This window comes from Paenibacillus sp. cl141a (assembly GCF_900109305.1).
Lineage (GTDB): Bacteria > Bacillota > Bacilli > Paenibacillales > Paenibacillaceae > Paenibacillus_AQ > Paenibacillus_AQ lautus_A.
Genome location: NZ_FNZO01000008.1, coordinates 191977 through 212016, shown reverse-complemented (window position 1 = coordinate 212016; position 20040 = coordinate 191977). Strand labels below are relative to the sequence as shown.

Sequence of the window (20040 nt, the reverse complement as noted above, 5' to 3'; positions counted from 1 at the left end):
AGCATTACTGAAACGATAATCACTAGGTTCATATAAAAATCAATATGGGAAATGAGGGAGATTTCAATGAATAATGCATCATCCGCATTAAAGGTTGCAGCAGGCATATTTTTGACCATTGCCCTGATTACGATCGTTGTCATTTTGTTTATTTCGGCCCAGGAGGCTACTAAAACCGCCCAGAACAATTTTTCGGATATACAGACGGAGCTGTCTCAGGCAGCCTTTACCGTGTATGACGGAACAACGATCAGCGGTTCTCAAGTTACGAATGCATTGCGAAAATATAAGGACAAAGATCAGTTCGGCGTATTCATTGCAACAGGTAAAAATAAAGCAGGGCAATGGTACGGCAACGTACTGGAGTCGGACGGGTCAATCCTGAATCCGGATTCCAGGCAAGGGAACATCAACCTCGTCATGGATGAAAAAAGCCCAGAGTACGTTAATCCAAGCGGGAAGTTTAGGGCGACCATCGTGAAAGACAACTCCAACGTGATCCGGGGCATTAAATTCGATCAATAGTTATGAATAGAAAGGTGAATAAACTTGCGCGAAGCAACAATAAGCATGCTTGAATTGGCTGCGGGGGTGGCATTGTTTCTCGGCGCATCCTTGTATGCATTCAATATTCAGGCAATGGTTGGTGACGGGATAACAGCCGCGGACCGAATGACCCAAGAGCAGCATGCCGGAGTGACAACCGTAAAGATGACAAACGAGAACGGGAAGCTGACCTATGAAGGAAGCGAAGTCTTGTTTACGCTGCGAGAATTAGAGGCAGGCCACTTTACTGTTGATGTGGATGGAACGGTGTTTCATTCCGGCAGTCATCCGGAGGAACTGGATGTTTCGATCATCGACTTGAACGCACGGTATTATGCGGAATACATTCGGGGAGTGGATGGGGAAATAAAACGGATCCAGTTTGTAAAAGTGAGGTAACAACCATGTCAAATTCGGTATCGAAATGGTTTGCGGCATTTCTTGCGCTCCTTCTGTTATATTTGGTTCCCGCTGGCGAGATGGCAAGAAGACAGGATGATCTGGCACGACTTATCGTTTATCAATCCGTTACCAAATTCGTAGACAGTGTTCGCACTAAGGGATATATTACCCCGATCATGTACAATGACTTCCTGCAAGAGTTGGCGGCCACAGGGAACATTTACAATGTGGAGATGGAGCATCATCACAAGAAATACCACCCGGAATATGCCGATCCTTCGGATCCCGGATCATTCCTGAACCGTTATTCAGTTGTATATGATGCTTATTATCAGGATGATCTAATGGGTTATCTGTTCCCGGACTCGAATCTGGATAAAAGCGATGAAAGCCGCCGCTACCGTCTAACTGCCGGCGATCACTTTCAGGTTAGCGTCACCAGCTTGAATCGCACACCCGGATTGGTGATATTCGATACGTTGACAGGATCCAACTCAGGAGGAACAGCAGCCATTGCATTCCCTTACGGAGGATTGGTTCTGAATGAAGATTACTGATCTTGCCATTGTGTTTACTGCCGTGTTCTTCCCCATGTTTCTCATTCTAGGCATGCGAGCCGACAGCCTGGAGGATGTCCGGTTTGCCGAGATGAAATATTCGGGTGCTCTTCGCACGGCCGTTCAAGACGGCGGGATGAAACTGAACGATAACGAGACGCAGTCCAAGGAGTCGGCTTATGATTCCGTGAAGTATATGCGTGCGGATAAAGAACAAGCGCTGGAGTCATTTTCCCGGACATTGTATATCAACATGGGGATCGGAGATGACACGGCTGCACAAGCTGCCTTATGGTGGTACATTCCTGCCATCGTTGTGCTGGACTATGACGGGTATTATTTGTATGTATCACAGCCCTATGTTGACGATGACGGCGAGGAGCTTGTGGAGCATCGATGGACTCCCAAAATTCCTTATGCCTGGAATGATGGCAGCGGCAACAGCATTCAGTTTACGCTGGATTCTTACGTTCAGGTATATGAATCCAATTCCTCTATCTGGCATTCTGGATTTCGGAAGGATCTTATTGGCAGAACAGGCGTGGCTTTGTTGGATCATGAGGATATGTTTGAACAAGTCCGGCGGATCACCATCGTGAATACGGTTCAAGAGCGTCTTGCCCATTACATACAGCGTCACAATCAAGTGGCGCTGCGGAACGGAATCTCTTATACGTTTACGCTGCCTTTGATTTCTCAGGAAGAGTGGGTAAATACGATTGACGATATCGGTATGATGGCTTTCATTCAAGGCATTCCCATGGGCGAGCAATATTACAATAACTACGCGCTTGGAGGCGGCCGACTCGTTAAAGCCCCCACCTATTTCGGCGCGGTGGATGACGAGGGGTTCCCCTATTATTATCGGGATGCCTGCTCATTCAACGATCGGGTGGAGGAGGTGTTTCCGAGTGCCAAGGAAGCAGCGGCAGCCGGTTATCATGAGAAAAGCTGTTATAATCCCGGTATCCCGTGATCCCCGAAAATCGTAGTTTCGACCGGACTCGAGGATATGTTACAATAAACTCTTGACTGTGTACAATTCGCTAAATTAACATGAAATAAGTTCATTTTATACAGACAGGAGTTACTATAGCCATGAGTTTATTGACCGTAGAGAACGTATCGCATAATTTCGGGGATCGTACTCTATTCAAGAATGTATCTTTTCGTTTGCTGGCCGGCGAACATGTCGGTCTTGTTGGAGCAAACGGCGTAGGCAAATCAACGTTAATGAATATTTTGACGGGTCAGCTGCTTAAAGACAGCGGCAAGGTAGAGTGGACGCCGAAAATCCGTTACGGATACTTGGATCAGCATACCAAGCTGACACCGGGCAAAACGGTGCGCGATGTACTGAAGGATGCCTTTCTCCCCCTGCTGGAACTGGAAAAAGAAATGATGGAAATCACCAATAAGATGAGTGATGCAACGCCTGAAGAGCTGGAGCTTCTGCTCGAACAGATGGGTGAGATTCAGGAGCAGCTGGACATCGGGGATTTCTACATGCTGGACGTAAAGGTTGAAGAAATGGCGAACGGTCTTGGGTTGTCCGTGATTGGCCTGGATCGCGATGTAGCGACATTAAGCGGAGGACAGCGCACCAAGGTGCTGCTGGCAAAGCTTCTGCTGGAGAAGCCTAACGTTCTTCTATTGGACGAGCCTACCAACTATCTGGATGTCGAGCACATTGAATGGCTGACTCAATATTTGAAGCAGTACCCTTATGCGTTCATTTTGATTTCCCATGATACGGAATTTATGAACCAGGTGGTCGACGTCATCTATCATTTGGAATTTGCGAAATTAACGCGTTATACAGCGAACTACGAGAAGTTTCTGGAAATGGCCGATATCAACAAGAATCAGCATATCGATGCCTACGAGAAGCAGCAGGAGTTCATTAAGAAACAGGAAGATTTCATTCAGCGGAACAAGGCCCGCTACTCCACGTCCGGCCGAGCAAAGAGCCGGGAGAAGCAGTTGGATCGCTTGGATCGGATTGACCGTCCTGAGGAAGCGGCTAAACCCGTGTTTAACTTCAAGGAAGCCCGCGCCAGCGGTAAAACGGTATTTGAGGGCATTGATTTTGAGATCGGCTACGATCGGCCATTGCTTCCCAAAATGAGCATCATGATCGAACGCGGAGAGAAGATTGCCATTGTCGGATGTAATGGTGTGGGTAAATCAACGCTGCTCAAGACCATTTTAGGGAAAATCCCGGCCTTCTCGGGCAAGACATATCAGGGGGACTTTCTCGTGCCCGCTTATTTCGAGCAGGAAGTACGTCCGGGGAATATCACGCCGATTGATGACGTGTGGAACGAATTCTCACATTTGAACCAGCACGAGGTTCGTGCGGCCCTTGCTCGCTGCGGACTCAAAAACGAGCATATTACCCGTCCGATGAAGGCGCTTAGCGGTGGCGAACAGGCAAAAGTCCGTCTGTGTAAACTTCTGATGCGAGAGAGCAACTGGATTCTGTTTGACGAACCGACAAACCATCTTGACGTTGTGGCCAAAGAGGAACTAAAACGTGCCTTGAAGGAATACAAAGGCACCATCCTGTTGGTTTCCCACGAACCTGAATTTTATGAAGATTGGGTAACGAAGATCTGGAACGTCGAAGATTGGTCCAACCAGAACGCTTGACCCTATCGACGATCACGATCCTGCTCACAAGTTGGATGATGAACCTGAATCTAAACGAGTTTTATCGTTTTTCCTTAAGGATGACCGGAAGCACGCTGCTGGTCATCCTTTTTGGCGTACTCGATCGTCTTCGGCTCTCGGTCCTGCTATGGATGAATCCTTTTTTATGATATGCTAGAAGCAACTTGACATGAACGGAGGAGATGTTGATGGAAGACATGGATTTGACCATCGGGGCATCAATATATGAAGGGAATACACTTCCATAGCCCCATTAACCGTGTTATCCCCTTCCGAAGGGGAGACGAGTTCATGAATTCGGAAAATCCAACAGGACAGGGAGAGGGCCTTATTCTCTCCGCTGAGAAGTCGGTTGTACGACGAGGTCAGGTTGTGTATCGCCCCTGCGGGGAATGGACCCCGTCCGTACACTCCTTATTAAGGCATTTGAAGCATGCAGGGTTTACGTCCCTGCCCGATATTATTGGCTCGGGTTGGAATGAGGAAGGTCAAGAGACGTTAAGTTATGTAGAGGGGGAATTTGTTCATCCCGGACCTTGGAGCGATGAAGCCATCGTCGCTGTAGGACAATTGTTACGTCAGCTTCATGACGCTTCCGCTACATTCTCGCCGGGTACCCACGGAGTATGGAAACCGTGGTTTCTTCGTGAAATGGGCGATGCCGGGGTTGTATATAGCCATGGTGATATTGCACCTTGGAATATGGTTACCCGCGATGGGATGCCTTACGCTTTAATTGACTGGGAATTCGCGGGACCTGTACATCCGCTTGTTGAATTAGCCCGGGTATGCTGGCTCTTCCCGCAGCTGCACGATGATGATGTTGCCGAAAGAGTCGGCTTGCCGGATGCTAATGCCCGTGCAAGGCAGCTCCGTTTATTGGTTGACGCTTATGGCGTCGATCCTTCTCTTCGAACGGACTTGTTGAATATGATCGTAGAGGTGGTCGTGCGGGAAACGGCTGAAGAAGCCATAGAGCAGCAGGTATCGCCGGAAACGGAAGGTCTGTTGTGGGGGATCGCCTGGAGAGCTCGGAGCGCTGCCTGGATACTGCGTCATCGTAGTATCCTTGAGAAGGCGCTGAATACCCGATTGTATTAAGGCGAAATTCGTTAAACCGCCCATCCTCTTTAGCAGGATGGGTATTTTTGATCATGAATAGCTTTTAGTCAGATTTTATGAAAGTCAAACTTCATTAGCATGTTCGGAGAAATGGATCGGGAGGAAACCTACATGTCTGGATTACATGATAACAGGGGGAAGGCAACCCTCGAGGGACACCAAATGAACACTGCTTTGGAGTCCTCGGAGGGCAAGGAGGCTGCTAAAGCGGAAAGAGAGGATCGGTATTCCAGGCAAGAGCGGTTCACGCCATTGGGAAAGGAAGGACAGCTTCGCCTCCGGAACAGCCGCGTGCTCGTTCTCGGCGCAGGGGCGCTGGGAAGCGCCGTGTCGGAGACCTTGGTTCGCGCAGGCGTCGGACACGTGACCATCGTGGACCGGGATTACGTGGAATGGAGCAATTTGCAGCGTCAGCAGCTGTTTACCGAGCAGGATGCCATCCACCGGCTGCCAAAGGCCGTAGCTGCTGCCAAGCGGTTATCCGAGATCAACTCGGACGTCAGCGTGGAGGGTGTCGTTATGGATGTACGAGCCCACGAATTGTCGGTGCTGTGCCAAGGCGTTGACTTGATGATGGACGCTACCGATAATTTTGGTACCCGGCTGATCTTGAACGACATCGGTTTCAAGCATGGAATTCCGTGGATTTACGGGGGATGTGTCGGGAGCTCCGGGATGAGTTATACGTTTTTACCGGGAGAAACCCCATGTTTGAACTGCTTGCTTGGAGTGATTCCTTCAGGCGGCGACACTTGCGACATTAACGGCATTCTCCCCCAAGCGGTACAGATGGTCGCTGCCCATCAAACGATGGAGGCGCTGAAGCTGTTATCCGGAAACCGTCAAGCCCTGAGGAAAAAGATGTTGTCTTTTGATTTATGGCGTAACGAACAGTTGGAATTTGGAGTAGACCGTGCGAAAAAATCGGACTGCTCCACATGCGGCGAGGAACCGACATACCCATATCTGTCGGCTGAACATGCCGATAAAAGCGAAGTGCTGTGCGGCAGGGACACCGTGCAGATCAGGCCGGGCAGACCCATGCAGCTTCAACTGGAGGAGATGGCGGATCGATTGAACAGCCTGCGTCAAGGAAAAGCTACCGTTACCCCATATATGATCATTTTTCAGGCAAGTCCGCACCGTTTGGTTATATTTCAAGACGGCAGAACCCTGGTGCATGGCACATCGGATATCGCCAAGGCTAGATCGCTATATAATCAATACGTTGGCGGTTAAATAAGAAGGAGTAAAGCTAACGTGCTTCATCCAACATCGTAAACGACAAAGGAGTGAGCCTCACAGGCCCACTCCTTTTATCGTTTAATCCCCAATCGCTTCATTCAAAATTAAATGGAAACCGTTCTGGATGAAATACAGATCAGGGTGAGCGATATTCTGCATGGTCAGATTGTTGAATGTTGCGGACCCGTTGCCCGTGTACGTGTAGATCGCCGCACCCGGATGCGGACTCGAGAATCTCGAGGACGTTATTCCGTCAAGTCCCGTACCGTCTATACGGATATGGTTAAACACGATGTTCTCAAACCCGCCGCCATAACCGAACTGTACCGCACTGCGCTGGGTGTTCAGAATATCGATGTTGGTAAACGTAACATTGCGGATCGGATCACTCGATGCTTCAAGATCGATGGCGCCGCGCTCTCCGTTGTACAAGTCTTTACTGGTACCACTGCCCATGATGGTGGTGTCGGAGAACAGAATGCCGGTATTGTTCTGGAAATGGTATCCCGGGAATACCGTGTTCATTCGGATGCCGGAACCGCCAACGGTGTCTACAATCAAATTGTGAGTGGCCTTGTGACCGCTTCCCCCAAAGAAAGCGATGGCCGCCGCGCGCCAGTTGTTTTCGATGGTGTTATAGGAGAAGGTGTTGTTAACACCCACTGGTGCACCGTTCACGTTACTCGTCCAGACAGCGAGTCCATCGTCGCCGTTATTTCGAATGCTGCTGTTGCGCACCGTCGAATGGCTGGTCCCCTGCGCAAAATTAACCCCATCCGCTAAGTTGTTGCGGATCCGGCTGTTTTCTATGACCAGCCCTTCTGCGATCTTGGCCGGCGTATGGGCATAATCGCCAACCCAGAATCCGCATTCGAAATGCTCCACCCACACATTGTGAATCTTGGAGTTGGTGCCGAAATTGTCCATGAATCCTTTGTAAATGGCATTCTGATTATATCGGGACCGCAGATTCGAGTTGAGGTAGATATGGCTGAAATCCAGCTGGCCCGCGATTCGAAGCGAGATCCCCCCGGAAGCCGCATTCGGGTTGGTAAATTGGATGTTGGTGTGCCAGATGCCTGCCCCCATAATCTTCATGTCATCGATCAGATTGCCGACCGAGCCAATCTTCCACATATTGCCCAAATGGAACGTCCCCTCAGGAATGTATAGGGTTTTGCCTGATGAGGCCGCTGCCTGCACGGCAGCCTCGAATGCCGTTAGGTCATCTTGGCCATCGTTCGGGATCGCACCGAAATCCGTGACGGAGACCGAGTTGGCAGGACGGGCGATAGCGGCAGGTACCGGCTCGATTTCGATGAAATCAACGCCGTATTCCAGGTTATCCGCATTAGACTTTTGAATACGGATTTTGTCTCCCGGCTGAAGCGGCGTATCCAGTTTCCAGTGTACTTCATCGAAACGGAATAGAGGACGTCCTCCTCCAGGCGCATCTGCCGGATGATCGCTGGAAAAATACTGCCAGCTGTAGTAAGACGTTAATGGAACCGTCTTCTTCTTCGAACCGTTTACATAGACGTCGAGCGAGCCGTTTAATCCCATGCCGTCCGATGAGTCCGGCATCGTATATCGCATGGTGATACCGGCGCCCCCTTCGCCTTCTCGAACCGTCCATTCGAGGTTGGATCCGCTTGTAGGGAGAGCAACATAACGTTGTCCGGATGCTTCCGATGCCGTGAGCGCTTGATCGAACGTGGGCGCTGACTTTAGCAATGCGCCGCCGCCGCGTATGGCGTCATCGGTATCATAGCGGGTATACGGCATGCTGGCACCGCGTGATGAGTACACGGTTAGGTTGGCATGACTGACATTGTTCTCCCGTTTAACCGGTACTTCGTTAGCATCGGGTGCCACGGAGGTTGTTAATGTATAGCTGCCGTTCGCAGCGGTCCATGTGCCGGGAATTTGGACGGTGGCGGATGCGCCTGCGGCAAGGGCACCATGGTAGCTACCGTTAAAGGTCTGGATCGTTGAGCCGGCCGGATTCTTCAGTGCAACGGAAATCGCATGTGAGCCGCTAGCCGTGGCTTTGTTGCCTTGGTTCTTAAGATTGACGGTGAAGGCTACGGCATTGCCGGCCATAGGCGTGGTTGGGGCCCACTGTATCGTTCCTACCAAATCGGAGCTATCCGCGCTGCCAATAACCAAAGGGGACGAATGGGAATAGCTGTTGTTCCCATCGTTTAGCTCGATGATGTCGTCATCCTCGTCGACCTTAGCGCTGAGTGCATACGATGCTGCCGCTTGGGCTCCAGCTTGCAGGGATACCGTGGCGGAAGCTCCTGCTGCAAGCGGCCCCACCGGAGAGGAGCCTGCTTTAGCGTCATTCAGGTAAAAATTGACCGTCGTAGCGTCGGCTTCCGAACTTCCAATGTTTTTAACCGTGGCATGCAGTGTGATCTCATCGTTTTCGCTCGGAGAAGACGGGGTCCAGGTCATATCCGTAATGGTAAGGTCCGGATTCTCGCCGGCGGTGCCATACACTTCAATTTCGGCAATCTGTCCCGCGGGGGCGCCGGAATTCGATGTTATATTCAATTGCAGACGTTTAACCGTTGCATTTACCGGGATCGTTACGAAATTGCCGGAAGCGGGGGCGAACGTATAGGACTGCGCCGACACCAGATTACTAAAGGTCGTTGTAGTTTGGTCATGCCCAAGAACTTGTATGGTTTGCGTGCGGACGCTCCATTCCGGAGACGGATTCAGTTTCAGTACAATGGAGGTAATATCATGGTTTGATTCCAGGTCCAGGGTCAGTGTACTGGGATTGCTGCCGCCTTCCCAGTAAGTTTGGACGTTGTTGTCGTTAGCATAGGACGCTACATACGTAAATGTGCTTGAGGAGGCGGTGATCGGTTTGCCGCTCGCGATATTGTTTCCCGTTGGAGGCGTCGGCGGGGAGACCGATGGTCCATAAATTTCAAATTCAGACAGCTGCGCAGCCGGCCATGTCGTATTGTTGGTTACGCTTAAACGAACATATCTCGTGCTCGTTTCGTCAAAGCTGACGGTCACAGAATTTCCTTCGGCAGGGTCGAATGCATAGTCGGACGGACCTTTGATATTTGTGAATGTCGTGCCGTTCAAGCTGCCTTGTACGCTCAGCGTTTGAGTCCGCGGCTCCCAGCTGGCAGGAAGTTTTAGGACGAATTCGTTGATGCTGGTGGCGGTACCGAGATCAACTTGTATCCATTGCGGGAACGCATGGTTGGTGCTTTCCCAGTACGAATTTGGATTGCCATCGTTTACGTTGGACGGCCCGTAGGTTTGGGATTGGCCGCTAGCCGTCACGTTTTTACCGATGGATAGGTTTGTTCCGCCTGCTGCAGAAGCCTTAGCGGGAGGCCCTGCGGCCGTGAATACAATGGATACCAGCATGACTACGACAAGAGGCCATCCCACGAGTTTGTTGCGCATATTATTTTTCCTCCTTCATCATGGTTGATGAGTTCTACCGAGTAAAGATATCCCCCTTTCCTGATCTTATATCCATTATAAAAATAACGTCTCGACCGAAATAAGATGCAATTCTACGGAAATCGTATGCGATCCCAGCATCTTTTGGATCCAGCTTGAATTTTTGTAAGAAAATGAGTTCTGGTTGTTCATCATCCATTGCAGGAGTGAAAGCAGGATGAAACAGACATACTTACATTATTAAGCGATGAAAGCGGGGGAGAACCCGTGGACAAAGTCATTTTGATCGCGGCAGACAATCAAGCTCGGATCCAGACGCTAACGGAGATACTAGAACAAGCGGGCTATAAGGTGACAGACGCTGCGAATTATTCGGAAGTGGTTGCCGCTTTGCAGCGCGCAGGCGCAGACCTGCTGCTCATCGACAGCAGACTGCCGGGTATGAACCAATTCAATCTCGTGGAGCGACTGACGGGCAGAGGGGAGCAGCTCCCGATCATTGTCATCGGAAGCGACGGTTCTAATGAAGCGATTCATGCTTTGGAGGCTGGAGCCCATGACTACATCCCAAATGACAGGGATGAGAGGGAGCTTTTGGCGCGAATTGCCAATTTGCTGAGGCTTTTTCAGACGGGACGCGCGGAACAGGAGGAGATCATCCGAATCGGAGATCTGGTGATCGATCCTTTGAGCCGCAATGTAATTCGGGAAGAGGAGCCCGTGGAACTGACTCATCGCGAGTACAATTTGCTGTTGTTTTTGGCTCGAAGGCAGGGGCAGGTATGCACGCGTGAGGATATTTTAAAACAGGTATGGGATTATGATTTTCATACGGGCACCAACGTGGTCGATGTTTACATTCTCCATTTGAGAGAGAAGATCGATAAAGGGCGCAAGCAAAAACTGCTGCGTACGATACGGGGAGCCGGTTATAAGCTTTTGTCCCAGGAAGAAATCGATGCAAGCAAAAAAGACCGCCTTCCCTGAGCGGAAAGACGGTCTTCGATATGATAAGTGGAGAATAAGACTACAGTACGCGACGAGCTTTCAGGTAAGTCTTGCTCCAGTTGCCGGACAGGCTGGAGATCGTTACGCCAGGCTTGCCGTAAGTGTGCAAGATTTTGTTGTTGCCCATATAAACGGCAACGTGTGTTACGTTTCTGCCATTCGCACGGCTTCCGCTCGAGAAGAATACCAGATCGCCGGCTCTCAGATTCGATTTCGAAACGGCCTTGCCGACCTTGGATTGGGCAGCGGACGTACGCGGCAGGTTCACGCCGTATTGTTTAAAGATATGTTTCATGAAGGAAGAGCAATCAAACACTCTTGTCGTGGATGTGGATGCTCCGAATTTATAAGGTGTTCCCATATATTGTTTACCAAAGTTAACAACTCGAGTTCCTGTGCTTACGGATGCTGCTTCAACAGGTGCCGGCGGTGCAACAGTTAGTACTGCGCCTACGCCCAAAGTTGCGCTCAAGCTGATCACTACGGCCTTCTTAATCCAATTCTGTCGATTCATGTTGTATGACCTCCAAGCAGTTTTGTTTGTTGCGATGAACCGAGTATATCAGATTTGAAACCGACTATATTTTGGATAATCGCCGCAAGTCCTTGGGCCGCATGAAATGAAAGCGAATTATTAAAATATCATTAAAAGTAACAAAAAATTAAGAATTGCGACTGATTCACGAGTTGAAAACAAGAAAAACCCTTGATATACAAGGGTTTTTCAAAAGAATTACGTGGTAAAAATTTTGCGATTAAAGATGACAAAATAGTAATGATTAGCGATCCTTGCTTTGAATAATGAGCAGCAGACCGCCTTCGATCCGAACCGTTCCTTTCTCCTCGGCCAGCCTGTTGCTGACTCCGAGCGACTGTCCCAATCGCAATGTGGCATCTTGGAGCGGATACTGAAAACCTTCGAGATAAATGCCGGTAACTTCCGTGGTGAGCGGCAGCAGGGAGACATATGTAAACCCTTTGTTCTCGACAAGACAGCTGGAGCCCGTCAGGGTAATAAAATTATTTTCATCTAATATAGAACACGGGATATGATGCTGAAGGCCGCGTATGAGCATGTGGATATTCGCCAGCGTATGATCCAGGCGCGTGCCCGTAGCCCCCAGAATCATGATGGATTCGGGCGAGCGTTCCATAGCCAGTTCGAAGGCAAGCTCGGTATCGGTCAAATTTTTATCGATCGGGTCACAATCGATGACCTTTCCGCTCATAGAGTGGACACGATCCATCTGTTCGGGCGGAATGGAATCGAAATCTCCGACGGATAGATCGGGTTTGATTCCATGCTCAATCAAGAAGAGAGCGCCGCGATCGGCTCCTATAATGAAATCCCCTTCTTGGACCTCATTCAGGAATCCCGTTGACAACTCCCCACCTGTGAAGATCAGGACGCGAGTGTGTTTCATTATATATTCCTCCTTTTTCAAGAGAATTGTCATTGAATTCTAGTATAGTGCAGTTTTCATGCTTGCACAATTTTATTAGGCGCGGCTACAATGTAGTATGTAAATTGACGGGGGAGCGGGGGAACTGAATTTTGGACATGCATGTGTTTGACGTATTCAGCATCATTGGCACCATTGCGTTTGCCATGTCCGGAGCTTTTGTGGCAATGGAAGAGGAATACGATATTTTGGGGGTTGTGGTGCTTGGATTGGTCACGGCCTTCGGCGGGGGTATTATAAGAAACGTCCTGATTGGCGTGCCGGTTACCACCCTGTGGGGTCAGGGAGATTTAATCATGCTGGCGATGATTTCGGTTTTCGTGGCGTTTGTGCTGCCGCTTGGCTTAATTCAGCATTGGAAGAAAACGGAGGCCTTGTTTGATGCGATCGGGCTATCCGCCTTCGCGATTCAAGGAGCGTTATATGCTACGCAAATGAATCACCCATTGAGCGCGGTCATCGTGGCGGCTGTGCTGACGGGCAGCGGCGGGGGAATGGTCCGCGATTTGCTGGCCGGGCGGAAGCCGCTCGTGCTGCGCGACGAGATTTACGCGGTCTGGGCCATGGCAGCAGGTGTCGCTCTCGGCTTAGGGGTCGCCACCAAGACCTGGCAGCTGTTGACCTTATTTGTTATAGTCATCATTTTCAGGATGTTGTCCGTTCTATATAAATGGAGATTGCCGAGAAGGTCGCTGCATGCAGCCCAGCCTTCGGCAGCCAGCGGAAAAGAAGTCAGATCCGGTTAATATAAGGTATGGAACAGAATAAACAAAAAATTTCTCGAATGCGATTCATCATAGCGTGGAGGTGGAAGGACCATGGTATCCGTTTTGTTTGTATGTTTGGGCAATATCTGCCGCTCGCCCATGGCGGAAGCGGTGCTGCGGCATAAAATTGTAAAACGCGGGCTGCAGGATCAAATAAGCGTGGATTCAGCCGGCACCGGAGATTGGCATATCGGCAGCGTTCCCCATGAAGGCACGAGAAAGCTGCTCGACAGCTGGCGAATCAGTTATGAAGGAATGGTCGCGCGCAAGGTCGTCAGCGAGGACCTTGAACGTTTCGATTACGTTATCGGCATGGATGATTCGAATGTAGCGAATATCCGCAAGTTAGCGGGAGGCGATCAGGCTGAGATTCTGAAGTTCATGGATTTGCTGCCGAACGAAAAATTGCGCGAGGTGCCCGATCCGTATTTCACCGGAAACTTTGACGAAGTGTACCGGCTGATTGATGCGGGGTGCGACATCTTACTGGACAAAATCATGGAAGAAAAGCTATAATCGATTCGAACAAGCGGTGAATCAGCCGCTTTTTTGACGAACATCATTGAAAGCGATACCAAGAAGAACGGGCTGCTGAACATAAAAGATGAACAATGCACATTCCATAAAAAATGCGCGGTTGTTCATCTTTTTTTGGAGTGGGGCAGAAGCTTAGGGCGATCACGTCAGAGCTTGCCTCACAGGTATTCTTTTTTGCCAACGGATTTCAATCGTAACGCGTGTAGTCCTTGAGTGGGACAGCTAAACCATTTTGCAGTAACAGGTCATTTATATAGCCCATGGATTTTGCCGATTCATACATTTAACCAAGGAAGTACATAAGGGCAGCAGGGAGCTCTTTTTGCCAAAATCCCCATAGGTGACGACCTTCTTTTTCCAGATATGATACGGTGGCACCCCGTTCTTCCAGCAAAGCCTTTGTTGAGCGATTTAATTCGACGAAGTTATAGACACCTGTATCAGTTGCGTAGTTGTCTTCTTGCAAGCCTACAATCATGTAAATGTCGAGCCAGGACAAATCACGCTCTTCCTGAATCATGTTCTGGGTCTTCTCATAGTAGGCCCCGGACAAGCTGATGATTCTTGTGAAAAGATGCGGATAACGCAACGCCAAATGCACGGAGACGCTTCCCCCAAGGGAGTCGCCGGCCAGCACTCTTTCCGCAGGCTCTTTGCGCACGGGATATTTTTGCTCCACGAAGGGAATAATCTCTTCGGCGAAGCAGGACAGGTAAGCATCGAAGCGGTTGCCGAACGGCGCGTACTCCTCGGTTCGTACCTTGGTGTTCACTTCCACGCCCACAATGATGAACGGCTCCACGCCTTCTTCGAGGATGAGCTGGTTGGCCCAGGTCGCGATGCGGCCGAAGTTGAAAAATTCCTCTCCGTCCTGACAGTAAACGACGGGATAGCTGAGGATTTCATTGTATCCGGGAGGAAGATAGATGCGCAGCGTTCGAGTCTCCTGCAAAAACTTGCTGTCAATCACTTCTTTTACGATGGTTCGCTTCAATAAACGTTCATTCGTCATCATTCGTCACCTTTTTCGGGTTAGTTTTTGAAATGCGGTAAACAATAAGTTAAAATTACCCTGACATGTTGAAGTTGTCTGCTGTTCTATGATGTTTGTCATACTGTTATAGTATTATTCGTCAACTGTTATACATACAAACGTAAAGGAATATGAAATTTTATCCCGTATTTCTTTGACGAATGGAGTGAAACAGGTGTATAATAATTCTATAACAGCGGAACTTGATATTCAAATATTTATTGAGGTGAAAAAAATGACCAAGGTTCCTTATGAAGTATATACCGAGGAAGTAGGTACTCTATCTGTACTTTCCCCGGATGGCAAAATCGTAAACAAAGATCTTCTGCCTGAATTGTCGGACGATCAACTGAAAGAAATTATGTACCGCATGGTATTTACCCGTACTTGGGACGACCGCGCCGTTAACCTCGGCCGTCAAGGACGTCTCGGTTTCTACGCTCCTGTATCCGGTCAAGAAGCTACGATGGTAGGCAGCGAGTTCGCGCTTGAGAAAGACGACTTTATCTGCCCGGGCTACCGCGATATGCCGCAAATCGTATGGCATGGACTTCCGCTTTACCAAGCATTCCTTTATTCCCGAGGACATCAGCATGGCGGACAAATTCCCGAAGGCGTTAACGTATTGATGCCTCAGATCATCATCGGCGCGCAAATCCTGCATGCCATGGGTATAGCTATGGGCTACAAATTGAAGAAGCAAAAACAAGTGGTGATTACGTATACCGGTGACGGCGGCTCTTCCGAGGGCGACTTCTACGAAGGCCTGAACTATGCAGGCGTGTACAAACTGCCGGTCATCTTCTTCGTACAAAACAACGGCTATGCAATCACGACTCCGTTCTCCAAGCAAACAGCAGCGTTGTCTATCGCGCACAAAGCTGTTGCAGCCGGCATCAAAGGCGTTAAAGTAGACGGCATGGACGTACTCGCGGTGATCAAAGCGGTTCAGGATGCTGCAGAGCGCGGCCGCAACGGTGAAGGCGCAACGCTGATCGAAGCCGTGACATACCGTTTCCGTCCGCATTCCTTGTCTGACGACGCTACGAAATATCGTACGAAGGAAGAAGAGGGCGAGTGGAACGAGAAGGATCCGATCGCGCGTCTTGCGAAGTACCTGGAAGCGAAAGGCCTCTGGACAGAAGAAGATACAGCTCGCGTGAAAGAAGAAGCGAAAGCGAAAGTCAACGAGCAAATCAAAAAAGCAGAACAAACGGAAAAAATGACGGTACCTGGTTTGATCGACAGCATGTTCGAGCAAACGCCGAAACATTTGGAAGAACAGAAAGCCGATTTCCAATAAGAATGACGGGCCGATGATTGTCAGAGGTTGATCCTGGATGATCATCCGGTTTGTCATGGGCGCATCAGGTCTTGTTTTTAAATAACGTTTAACATCGATATACAGCCTTATAAGGCATCACACTGGAAGAACAGTGAACTGTATTTCTTAAGGAGGAAATGAAGCAATGGCACAAATGAACATGAAAGAAGCGATTCGCGACGCCATGCGCGTTGAATTGAGCCGTGACCCTAACGTTGTCATCTTCGGTGAAGACGTAGGTAATGTCGGCGGTGTTTTCCGGGTAACGGAAGGCCTTCAAAAAGAATTCGGGGAAGAGCGCGTATTCGATACGCCGCTGGCAGAGTCCGCTATCGGCGGTTTGGCAGTAGGTCTCGGCATCCAAGGCTTCCGTCCGATCGCAGAAATTCAATTCGTTGGATTCATCTTTGAAGCTCTTGACCAAATCGTCGTTCAAGCAGCGCGCATGCGTTACCGTTCCGGCGGACGCTACAACTCCCCGATCGTGTTCCGTACACCATTCGGCGGCGGAGTAAAAGCGGCTGAGCTGCATACCGACGCACTCGAAGGTTTGATCACACAAACCCCGGGTATTAAAGTTGTAGTACCTTCCAATCCTTATGATGCAAAAGGACTCATGATCGCAGCGATTCGCGACAATGACCCTGTATTCTTCATGGAGCACTTGAACCTGTACCATGCGTTCCGCGCTGAAGTTCCTGAAGGTGATTACACCGTTGAGCTTGGCAAGGCTAACGTGGTTCGCGAAGGAACGGACGTTACGATCATCGCTTACGGCCTGATGGTTCATACTGCTACGAAAGCGGCAGACGAGCTTGAGAAGAACGGAATCAAAGCCGAAATCATCGACCTGCGCACCATTTCTCCAATCGACATCGATACCGTGCTGGCTTCGGTCAAGAAAACCAACCGCGCCATCGTGGTTCAAGAAGCGCAGAAATCTGCCGGCGTAGCCGCAGAAGTGATCGCTCAAATCAACGAGAAAGCGATTCTCCACCTGGAAGCACCGGTGCTTCGCGTTACGCCGCCAGACACCGTGTACCCATTCGCTCAAATCGAGGACGCTTGGTTGCCTACTCCGGCCCGTATCGTTGATGCCGTAAATAAAGTATTGAATTTCTAATAGCAGCAATTTCTAGGGAGGTTTTTCAGTTGGCAAAATTTGAATATCGTTTTCCAGAGCTGGGCGAAGGTTTGCATGAAGGTGAAATCATCAAAATGCATATCAAGCCGGGCGACAAAGTAACAGACGACGACATCATCATGGAAGTGCAGAACGACAAGGCGGTCGTAGAAGTTCCTTGTCCCGTGAACGGTACGGTTCAAGAAGTTTTTGCCAAGGACGGTCAAGTATGCCGTGTCGGTGAAGTGGTTGCAATCATCGATGCTGAAGGCGACATTCCTGAGCAAGAGGCTCCTGCCGAAGAGCAGTCCGCTCAAGAAGCTGACGCAGCGAAAGGCAGCGCAGATACGACTTCTTCCCCGGCTCAAGATGCTCCGGCTGATGCTAAACAAGGCGGAAACGGCGAAGCAGCGACGCCTGCAGCACCTAACCGTGAAGTTCTGGCTACGCCAAGCGTGCGCAAATTCGCTCGCGAGCAAGGCGTTGACATCGCACAAGTTCAAGGCTCCGGCAACAACGGAAAAGTGACTCGCGAAGATGTGGAAGCCTTCAAGAACGGTGGCGGCCAAGCGGCAGCGGCTCCGGCGCAAGAAGCGGCTTCGAAGACGAAAGGGGCTCCTGCAGCAGCATCCGCAGCGGTGGATACTCGTGCAGAAGAAGAGCGCGTACCATTCAAAGGTATCCGCAAAGCGATCTCGAATGCTATGGTTAAATCGGCTTACACGGCTCCTCACGTTACGATCATGGACGAAGTGGACGTAACTGAGCTGGTAGCGTTCCGTACCCGCATGAAACCGATCGCTGAGAAGAAGGGCACGAAAGTTACGTATCTGCCATTCATCGTTAAAGCACTTGTTGCGGCAAGCCGTCAATTCCCTGCTTTGAACGCGATGATCGACGAAGAAGCGAACGAAATCGTGTACAAAAAGTACTACAACATCGGTATCGCCACGGATACAGATAACGGCTTGATCGTACCGGTTATCAAAGATGCGGATCGTAAGAGCATCTGGATGATCGCTGACAGCATCCGTGACCTGGCTGCACGCGGCCGTGAGGGCAAACTGGCTCCTAACGAAATGAAGGGCAGCACGATTTCCATCACGAACATCGGTTCCGCAGGCGGCATGTTCTTTACACCAATCATCAACTTCCCAGAGGTTGCTATCCTCGGTACCGGCCGCATCAGTGAAAAAGCGGTTGTGAAGAACGGCGAGATTGTAGCAGCACCTGTTATGGCATTGTCCTTGAGCTTTGACCACCGTATCATCGACGGCGCAACGGCTCAAAACTTTATGAACTATATTAAACAACTGCTCGCTAACCCTGAGCTGCTTGTTATGGAGGTGTAACTAATGGTAGTTGGAGATGCTTCTTTAGATATTGATACTCTAGTCATTGGTGCTGGTCCTGGTGGTTATGTGGCGGCGATTCGTGCCGCCCAGCTGGGTCAAAAGGTTCTGATCGTGGATAAATCGGAACTCGGCGGCGTTTGCTTGAACCGTGGTTGTATTCCTTCCAAGGCTTTGATCGCTGCAGCTCATCAGTTCGAATCCGCGAAGCATGCCGATGCTTTCGGTATTTCCGTGGAGAACGTAACGGTTGATTTCGCGAAAACGCAGGAATTCAAAAACGGCGTTGTCAAAAAAATGACCGGCGGCGTAGCCGGTTTGCTGAAAGGCAACAAAGTGGAAGTTTTCAACGGCGAGTGCATGTTCATCAACGAAAACGAAGCGCGTGTATTCAATGATCATGAATCTCCGCGTTACCGCTTCAAGAACTGCATCATTGCTACGGGTTCCCGTCCAATCGAACTGAAGCCATTCCCGTTTGGCGGACGCATCTTGTCTTCCACCGAAGCATTGAACCTGCCTGAAGTACCGAAGAGCATGATTGTCATCGGCGGCGGCTACATCGGTGCCGAGCTGGGTCAAATGTACTCCAAATTCGGTTCCAAAGTAACGATCATCGAAGGTCTGGACAGCGTTCTGGCTGGTTTCGACAAAGACATGACAAGCCTCGTTACCAAGAACATGAAGAAAACCGGTATCGAAATTATCACAGGCGCTAAAGCTGAAAGTGCTGAGCAAAATGATAAAGAAGTTACCGTGAAGTACTCCGTGAATGGCGAAACCAAAGAAGTAACAGCAGATTACTTGCTGGTTACGGTTGGCCGTCGTCCGAACACGGACGGAGAGCTTGGTCTGGACCTGATCGGCCTCGATATGGATGAGCGCGGATTCGTGAAAGTCGACCATCAAGGACGCACCAGCATTCCGCATATCTTCGCGATTGGGGATATCGTGTCCGGTCTGGCGCTTGCACACAAAGCTTCCTACGAAGGTAAAGTGGCTGCTGAAGCGATCTCCGGAATGCCGTCCGTCGTGGATTACAAATGTATCCCGGCCGTTGTGTTCACGGATCCTGAATGCTCCAGCGTAGGTTACACCGAAGCTCAAGCGAAGGAAAAAGGCCATAAAGTGAAAGCTGGCAAATTCCCTTACGCAGGCAACGGACGTTCCGTATCCTTGAACCATCCGGAAGGCTTCGTGAAAATCGTGGCCGAAGAGGGAACAGGGCTTATTCTCGGAGCGCAAATCGTGGGTCTGGAAGCTTCCAACCTGATTGCCGAGCTCGGCCTTGCTATTGAGATGGGCGCTACGCTTGAAGATGTAGCTTTGACCATCCATGCGCATCCGACACTGGGAGAGATCGTAATGGAAGCGGCGGAATTGGTTATGGGTCATCCGATCCACATCATTGCCCGTTAATCCGAAGACGAATTTTCGAGTCATTATA

General features: G+C 49.9%; 18 protein-coding genes. 14 read left to right on the top strand and 4 right to left on the bottom strand.

Translation table 11 applies throughout. The features are described 5' to 3' along the window. Positions 1 to 66 precede the first annotated feature (66 nt). From BMX45_RS21415 to BMX45_RS21385, 7 genes are all read left to right on the top strand, one after another. Positions 67 to 525 (top strand): hypothetical protein, encoded by a 459-nt coding sequence (locus BMX45_RS21415; RefSeq protein ID WP_009596009.1) that lies wholly within the window; start codon positions 67 to 69, stop codon positions 523 to 525. Positions 526 to 549: 24 nt separating this feature from the next. Then, positions 550 to 945 carry a hypothetical protein gene (locus BMX45_RS21410; RefSeq protein ID WP_254778177.1) on the top strand — a complete coding sequence of 132 codons (396 nt, stop codon included), beginning with the start codon at positions 550 to 552 and terminating at the stop codon, positions 943 to 945. A gap of 5 nt (positions 946 to 950) precedes the next feature. Then, positions 951 to 1505, top strand: a complete 555-nt coding sequence (locus BMX45_RS21405; protein WP_090911632.1) for a hypothetical protein — start codon at positions 951 to 953, stop codon at positions 1503 to 1505. Then, positions 1492 to 2481, top strand: a complete 990-nt coding sequence (locus BMX45_RS21400) for a hypothetical protein (protein ID WP_090911630.1) — start codon at positions 1492 to 1494, stop codon at positions 2479 to 2481. The genes BMX45_RS21405 and BMX45_RS21400 overlap by 14 nt, the downstream gene beginning before the upstream one ends. 122 nt (positions 2482 to 2603) lie before the next feature. Next, positions 2604 to 4157, top strand: a complete 1554-nt coding sequence (locus tag BMX45_RS21395) for an ABC-F family ATP-binding cassette domain-containing protein (protein ID WP_009596021.1) — start codon at positions 2604 to 2606, stop codon at positions 4155 to 4157. A 312-nt stretch (positions 4158 to 4469) separates the two neighbouring features. Further along, the gene (locus BMX45_RS21390) at positions 4470 to 5279 is read left to right on the top strand and encodes an aminoglycoside phosphotransferase family protein (RefSeq protein WP_090911628.1); all 810 of its coding nucleotides are present in this window, start codon (positions 4470 to 4472) and stop codon (positions 5277 to 5279) included. A 183-nt stretch (positions 5280 to 5462) separates the two neighbouring features. Next, entirely contained in the window at positions 5463 to 6539 is a 1077-nt protein-coding gene (locus BMX45_RS21385) for a ThiF family adenylyltransferase (RefSeq protein WP_090911783.1), read from the top strand. Positions 6540 to 6623: 84 nt separating this feature from the next. Here the strand turns inward: BMX45_RS21385 and BMX45_RS21380 are convergent, their stop codons facing one another. Next, positions 6624 to 9986, bottom strand: coding sequence for a discoidin domain-containing protein (locus BMX45_RS21380; RefSeq protein ID WP_090911627.1), 3363 nt, complete (start codon positions 9984 to 9986; stop codon positions 6624 to 6626). 267 nt (positions 9987 to 10253) lie between these two features. On the opposite strand from BMX45_RS21380, the gene BMX45_RS21375 reads away from it, so the two are divergent. Further along, the gene (locus tag BMX45_RS21375; protein ID WP_090911625.1) at positions 10254 to 10973 is read left to right on the top strand and encodes a response regulator transcription factor; all 720 of its coding nucleotides are present in this window, start codon (positions 10254 to 10256) and stop codon (positions 10971 to 10973) included. Between the two features lie 40 nt (positions 10974 to 11013). Here BMX45_RS21375 and BMX45_RS21370 read toward each other — a convergent pair whose 3' ends face one another. Both BMX45_RS21370 and BMX45_RS21365 read right to left on the bottom strand, forming a co-directional pair. Beyond that, the gene (locus BMX45_RS21370) at positions 11014 to 11508 is read right to left on the bottom strand and encodes a C40 family peptidase (protein ID WP_090911622.1); all 495 of its coding nucleotides are present in this window, start codon (positions 11506 to 11508) and stop codon (positions 11014 to 11016) included. A 265-nt stretch (positions 11509 to 11773) separates the two neighbouring features. Further along, positions 11774 to 12418, bottom strand: coding sequence for a thiamine diphosphokinase (locus tag BMX45_RS21365; RefSeq protein WP_009595987.1), 645 nt, complete (start codon positions 12416 to 12418; stop codon positions 11774 to 11776). Positions 12419 to 12555: 137 nt separating this feature from the next. Between BMX45_RS21365 and BMX45_RS21360 the strand changes: the two genes are divergently transcribed. Beyond that, on the top strand, positions 12556 to 13203 hold the full coding sequence (locus BMX45_RS21360) for a trimeric intracellular cation channel family protein (protein ID WP_090911781.1): 648 nt from the start codon (positions 12556 to 12558) through the stop codon (positions 13201 to 13203). A gap of 72 nt (positions 13204 to 13275) precedes the next feature. Further along, a complete protein-coding gene (locus BMX45_RS21355) occupies positions 13276 to 13740 on the top strand; it encodes a low molecular weight protein-tyrosine-phosphatase (protein ID WP_090911620.1) in 465 nt (154 codons plus the stop codon). Between the two features lie 304 nt (positions 13741 to 14044). On the opposite strand, the gene BMX45_RS21350 is transcribed toward BMX45_RS21355, so the two are convergent. Then, positions 14045 to 14773 carry an alpha/beta hydrolase gene (locus BMX45_RS21350; RefSeq protein WP_090911618.1) on the bottom strand — a complete coding sequence of 243 codons (729 nt, stop codon included), beginning with the start codon at positions 14771 to 14773 and terminating at the stop codon, positions 14045 to 14047. Positions 14774 to 15029: 256 nt separating this feature from the next. Between BMX45_RS21350 and pdhA the strand changes: the two genes are divergently transcribed. From pdhA to lpdA, 4 genes are all read left to right on the top strand, one after another. After that, entirely contained in the window at positions 15030 to 16097 is a 1068-nt protein-coding gene (pdhA, locus tag BMX45_RS21345) for a pyruvate dehydrogenase (acetyl-transferring) E1 component subunit alpha (RefSeq protein ID WP_036665657.1), read from the top strand. Between the two features lie 166 nt (positions 16098 to 16263). Then, the gene (locus tag BMX45_RS21340; RefSeq protein ID WP_090911616.1) at positions 16264 to 17241 is read left to right on the top strand and encodes an alpha-ketoacid dehydrogenase subunit beta; all 978 of its coding nucleotides are present in this window, start codon (positions 16264 to 16266) and stop codon (positions 17239 to 17241) included. 29 nt (positions 17242 to 17270) lie between these two features. After that, positions 17271 to 18593: a dihydrolipoamide acetyltransferase family protein gene (locus BMX45_RS21335; protein WP_090911615.1), complete on the top strand. Its 1323-nt coding sequence runs from the start codon at positions 17271 to 17273 to the stop codon at positions 18591 to 18593. A gap of 3 nt (positions 18594 to 18596) precedes the next feature. Beyond that, a complete protein-coding gene (gene lpdA, locus BMX45_RS21330; RefSeq protein WP_009589200.1) occupies positions 18597 to 20012 on the top strand; it encodes a dihydrolipoyl dehydrogenase in 1416 nt (471 codons plus the stop codon). Positions 20013 to 20040: the final 28 nt, after the last annotated feature.

Coding starts and splice junctions, on each gene's coding strand:
- BMX45_RS21415 (WP_009596009.1), top strand. CDS start 67: ATGAATAATGCATCATCCGCATTAAAGGTTGCAGCAGGCATATTTTTG.
- BMX45_RS21405 (WP_090911632.1), top strand. CDS start 951: ATGTCAAATTCGGTATCGAAATGGTTTGCGGCATTTCTTGCGCTCCTT.
- BMX45_RS21400 (WP_090911630.1), top strand. CDS start 1,492: ATGAAGATTACTGATCTTGCCATTGTGTTTACTGCCGTGTTCTTCCCC.
- BMX45_RS21395 (WP_009596021.1), top strand. CDS start 2,604: ATGAGTTTATTGACCGTAGAGAACGTATCGCATAATTTCGGGGATCGT.
- BMX45_RS21390 (WP_090911628.1), top strand. CDS start 4,470: ATGAATTCGGAAAATCCAACAGGACAGGGAGAGGGCCTTATTCTCTCC.
- BMX45_RS21385 (WP_090911783.1), top strand. CDS start 5,463: ATGAACACTGCTTTGGAGTCCTCGGAGGGCAAGGAGGCTGCTAAAGCG.
- BMX45_RS21380 (WP_090911627.1), bottom strand. CDS start 9,986: ATGCGCAACAAACTCGTGGGATGGCCTCTTGTCGTAGTCATGCTGGTA.
- BMX45_RS21370 (WP_090911622.1), bottom strand. CDS start 11,508: ATGAATCGACAGAATTGGATTAAGAAGGCCGTAGTGATCAGCTTGAGC.
- BMX45_RS21365 (WP_009595987.1), bottom strand. CDS start 12,418: ATGAAACACACTCGCGTCCTGATCTTCACAGGTGGGGAGTTGTCAACG.
- BMX45_RS21360 (WP_090911781.1), top strand. CDS start 12,556: ATGCATGTGTTTGACGTATTCAGCATCATTGGCACCATTGCGTTTGCC.
- BMX45_RS21355 (WP_090911620.1), top strand. CDS start 13,276: ATGGTATCCGTTTTGTTTGTATGTTTGGGCAATATCTGCCGCTCGCCC.
- BMX45_RS21350 (WP_090911618.1), bottom strand. CDS start 14,773: ATGACGAATGAACGTTTATTGAAGCGAACCATCGTAAAAGAAGTGATT.
- pdhA (WP_036665657.1), top strand. CDS start 15,030: ATGACCAAGGTTCCTTATGAAGTATATACCGAGGAAGTAGGTACTCTA.
- BMX45_RS21340 (WP_090911616.1), top strand. CDS start 16,264: ATGGCACAAATGAACATGAAAGAAGCGATTCGCGACGCCATGCGCGTT.
- lpdA (WP_009589200.1), top strand. CDS start 18,597: ATGGTAGTTGGAGATGCTTCTTTAGATATTGATACTCTAGTCATTGGT.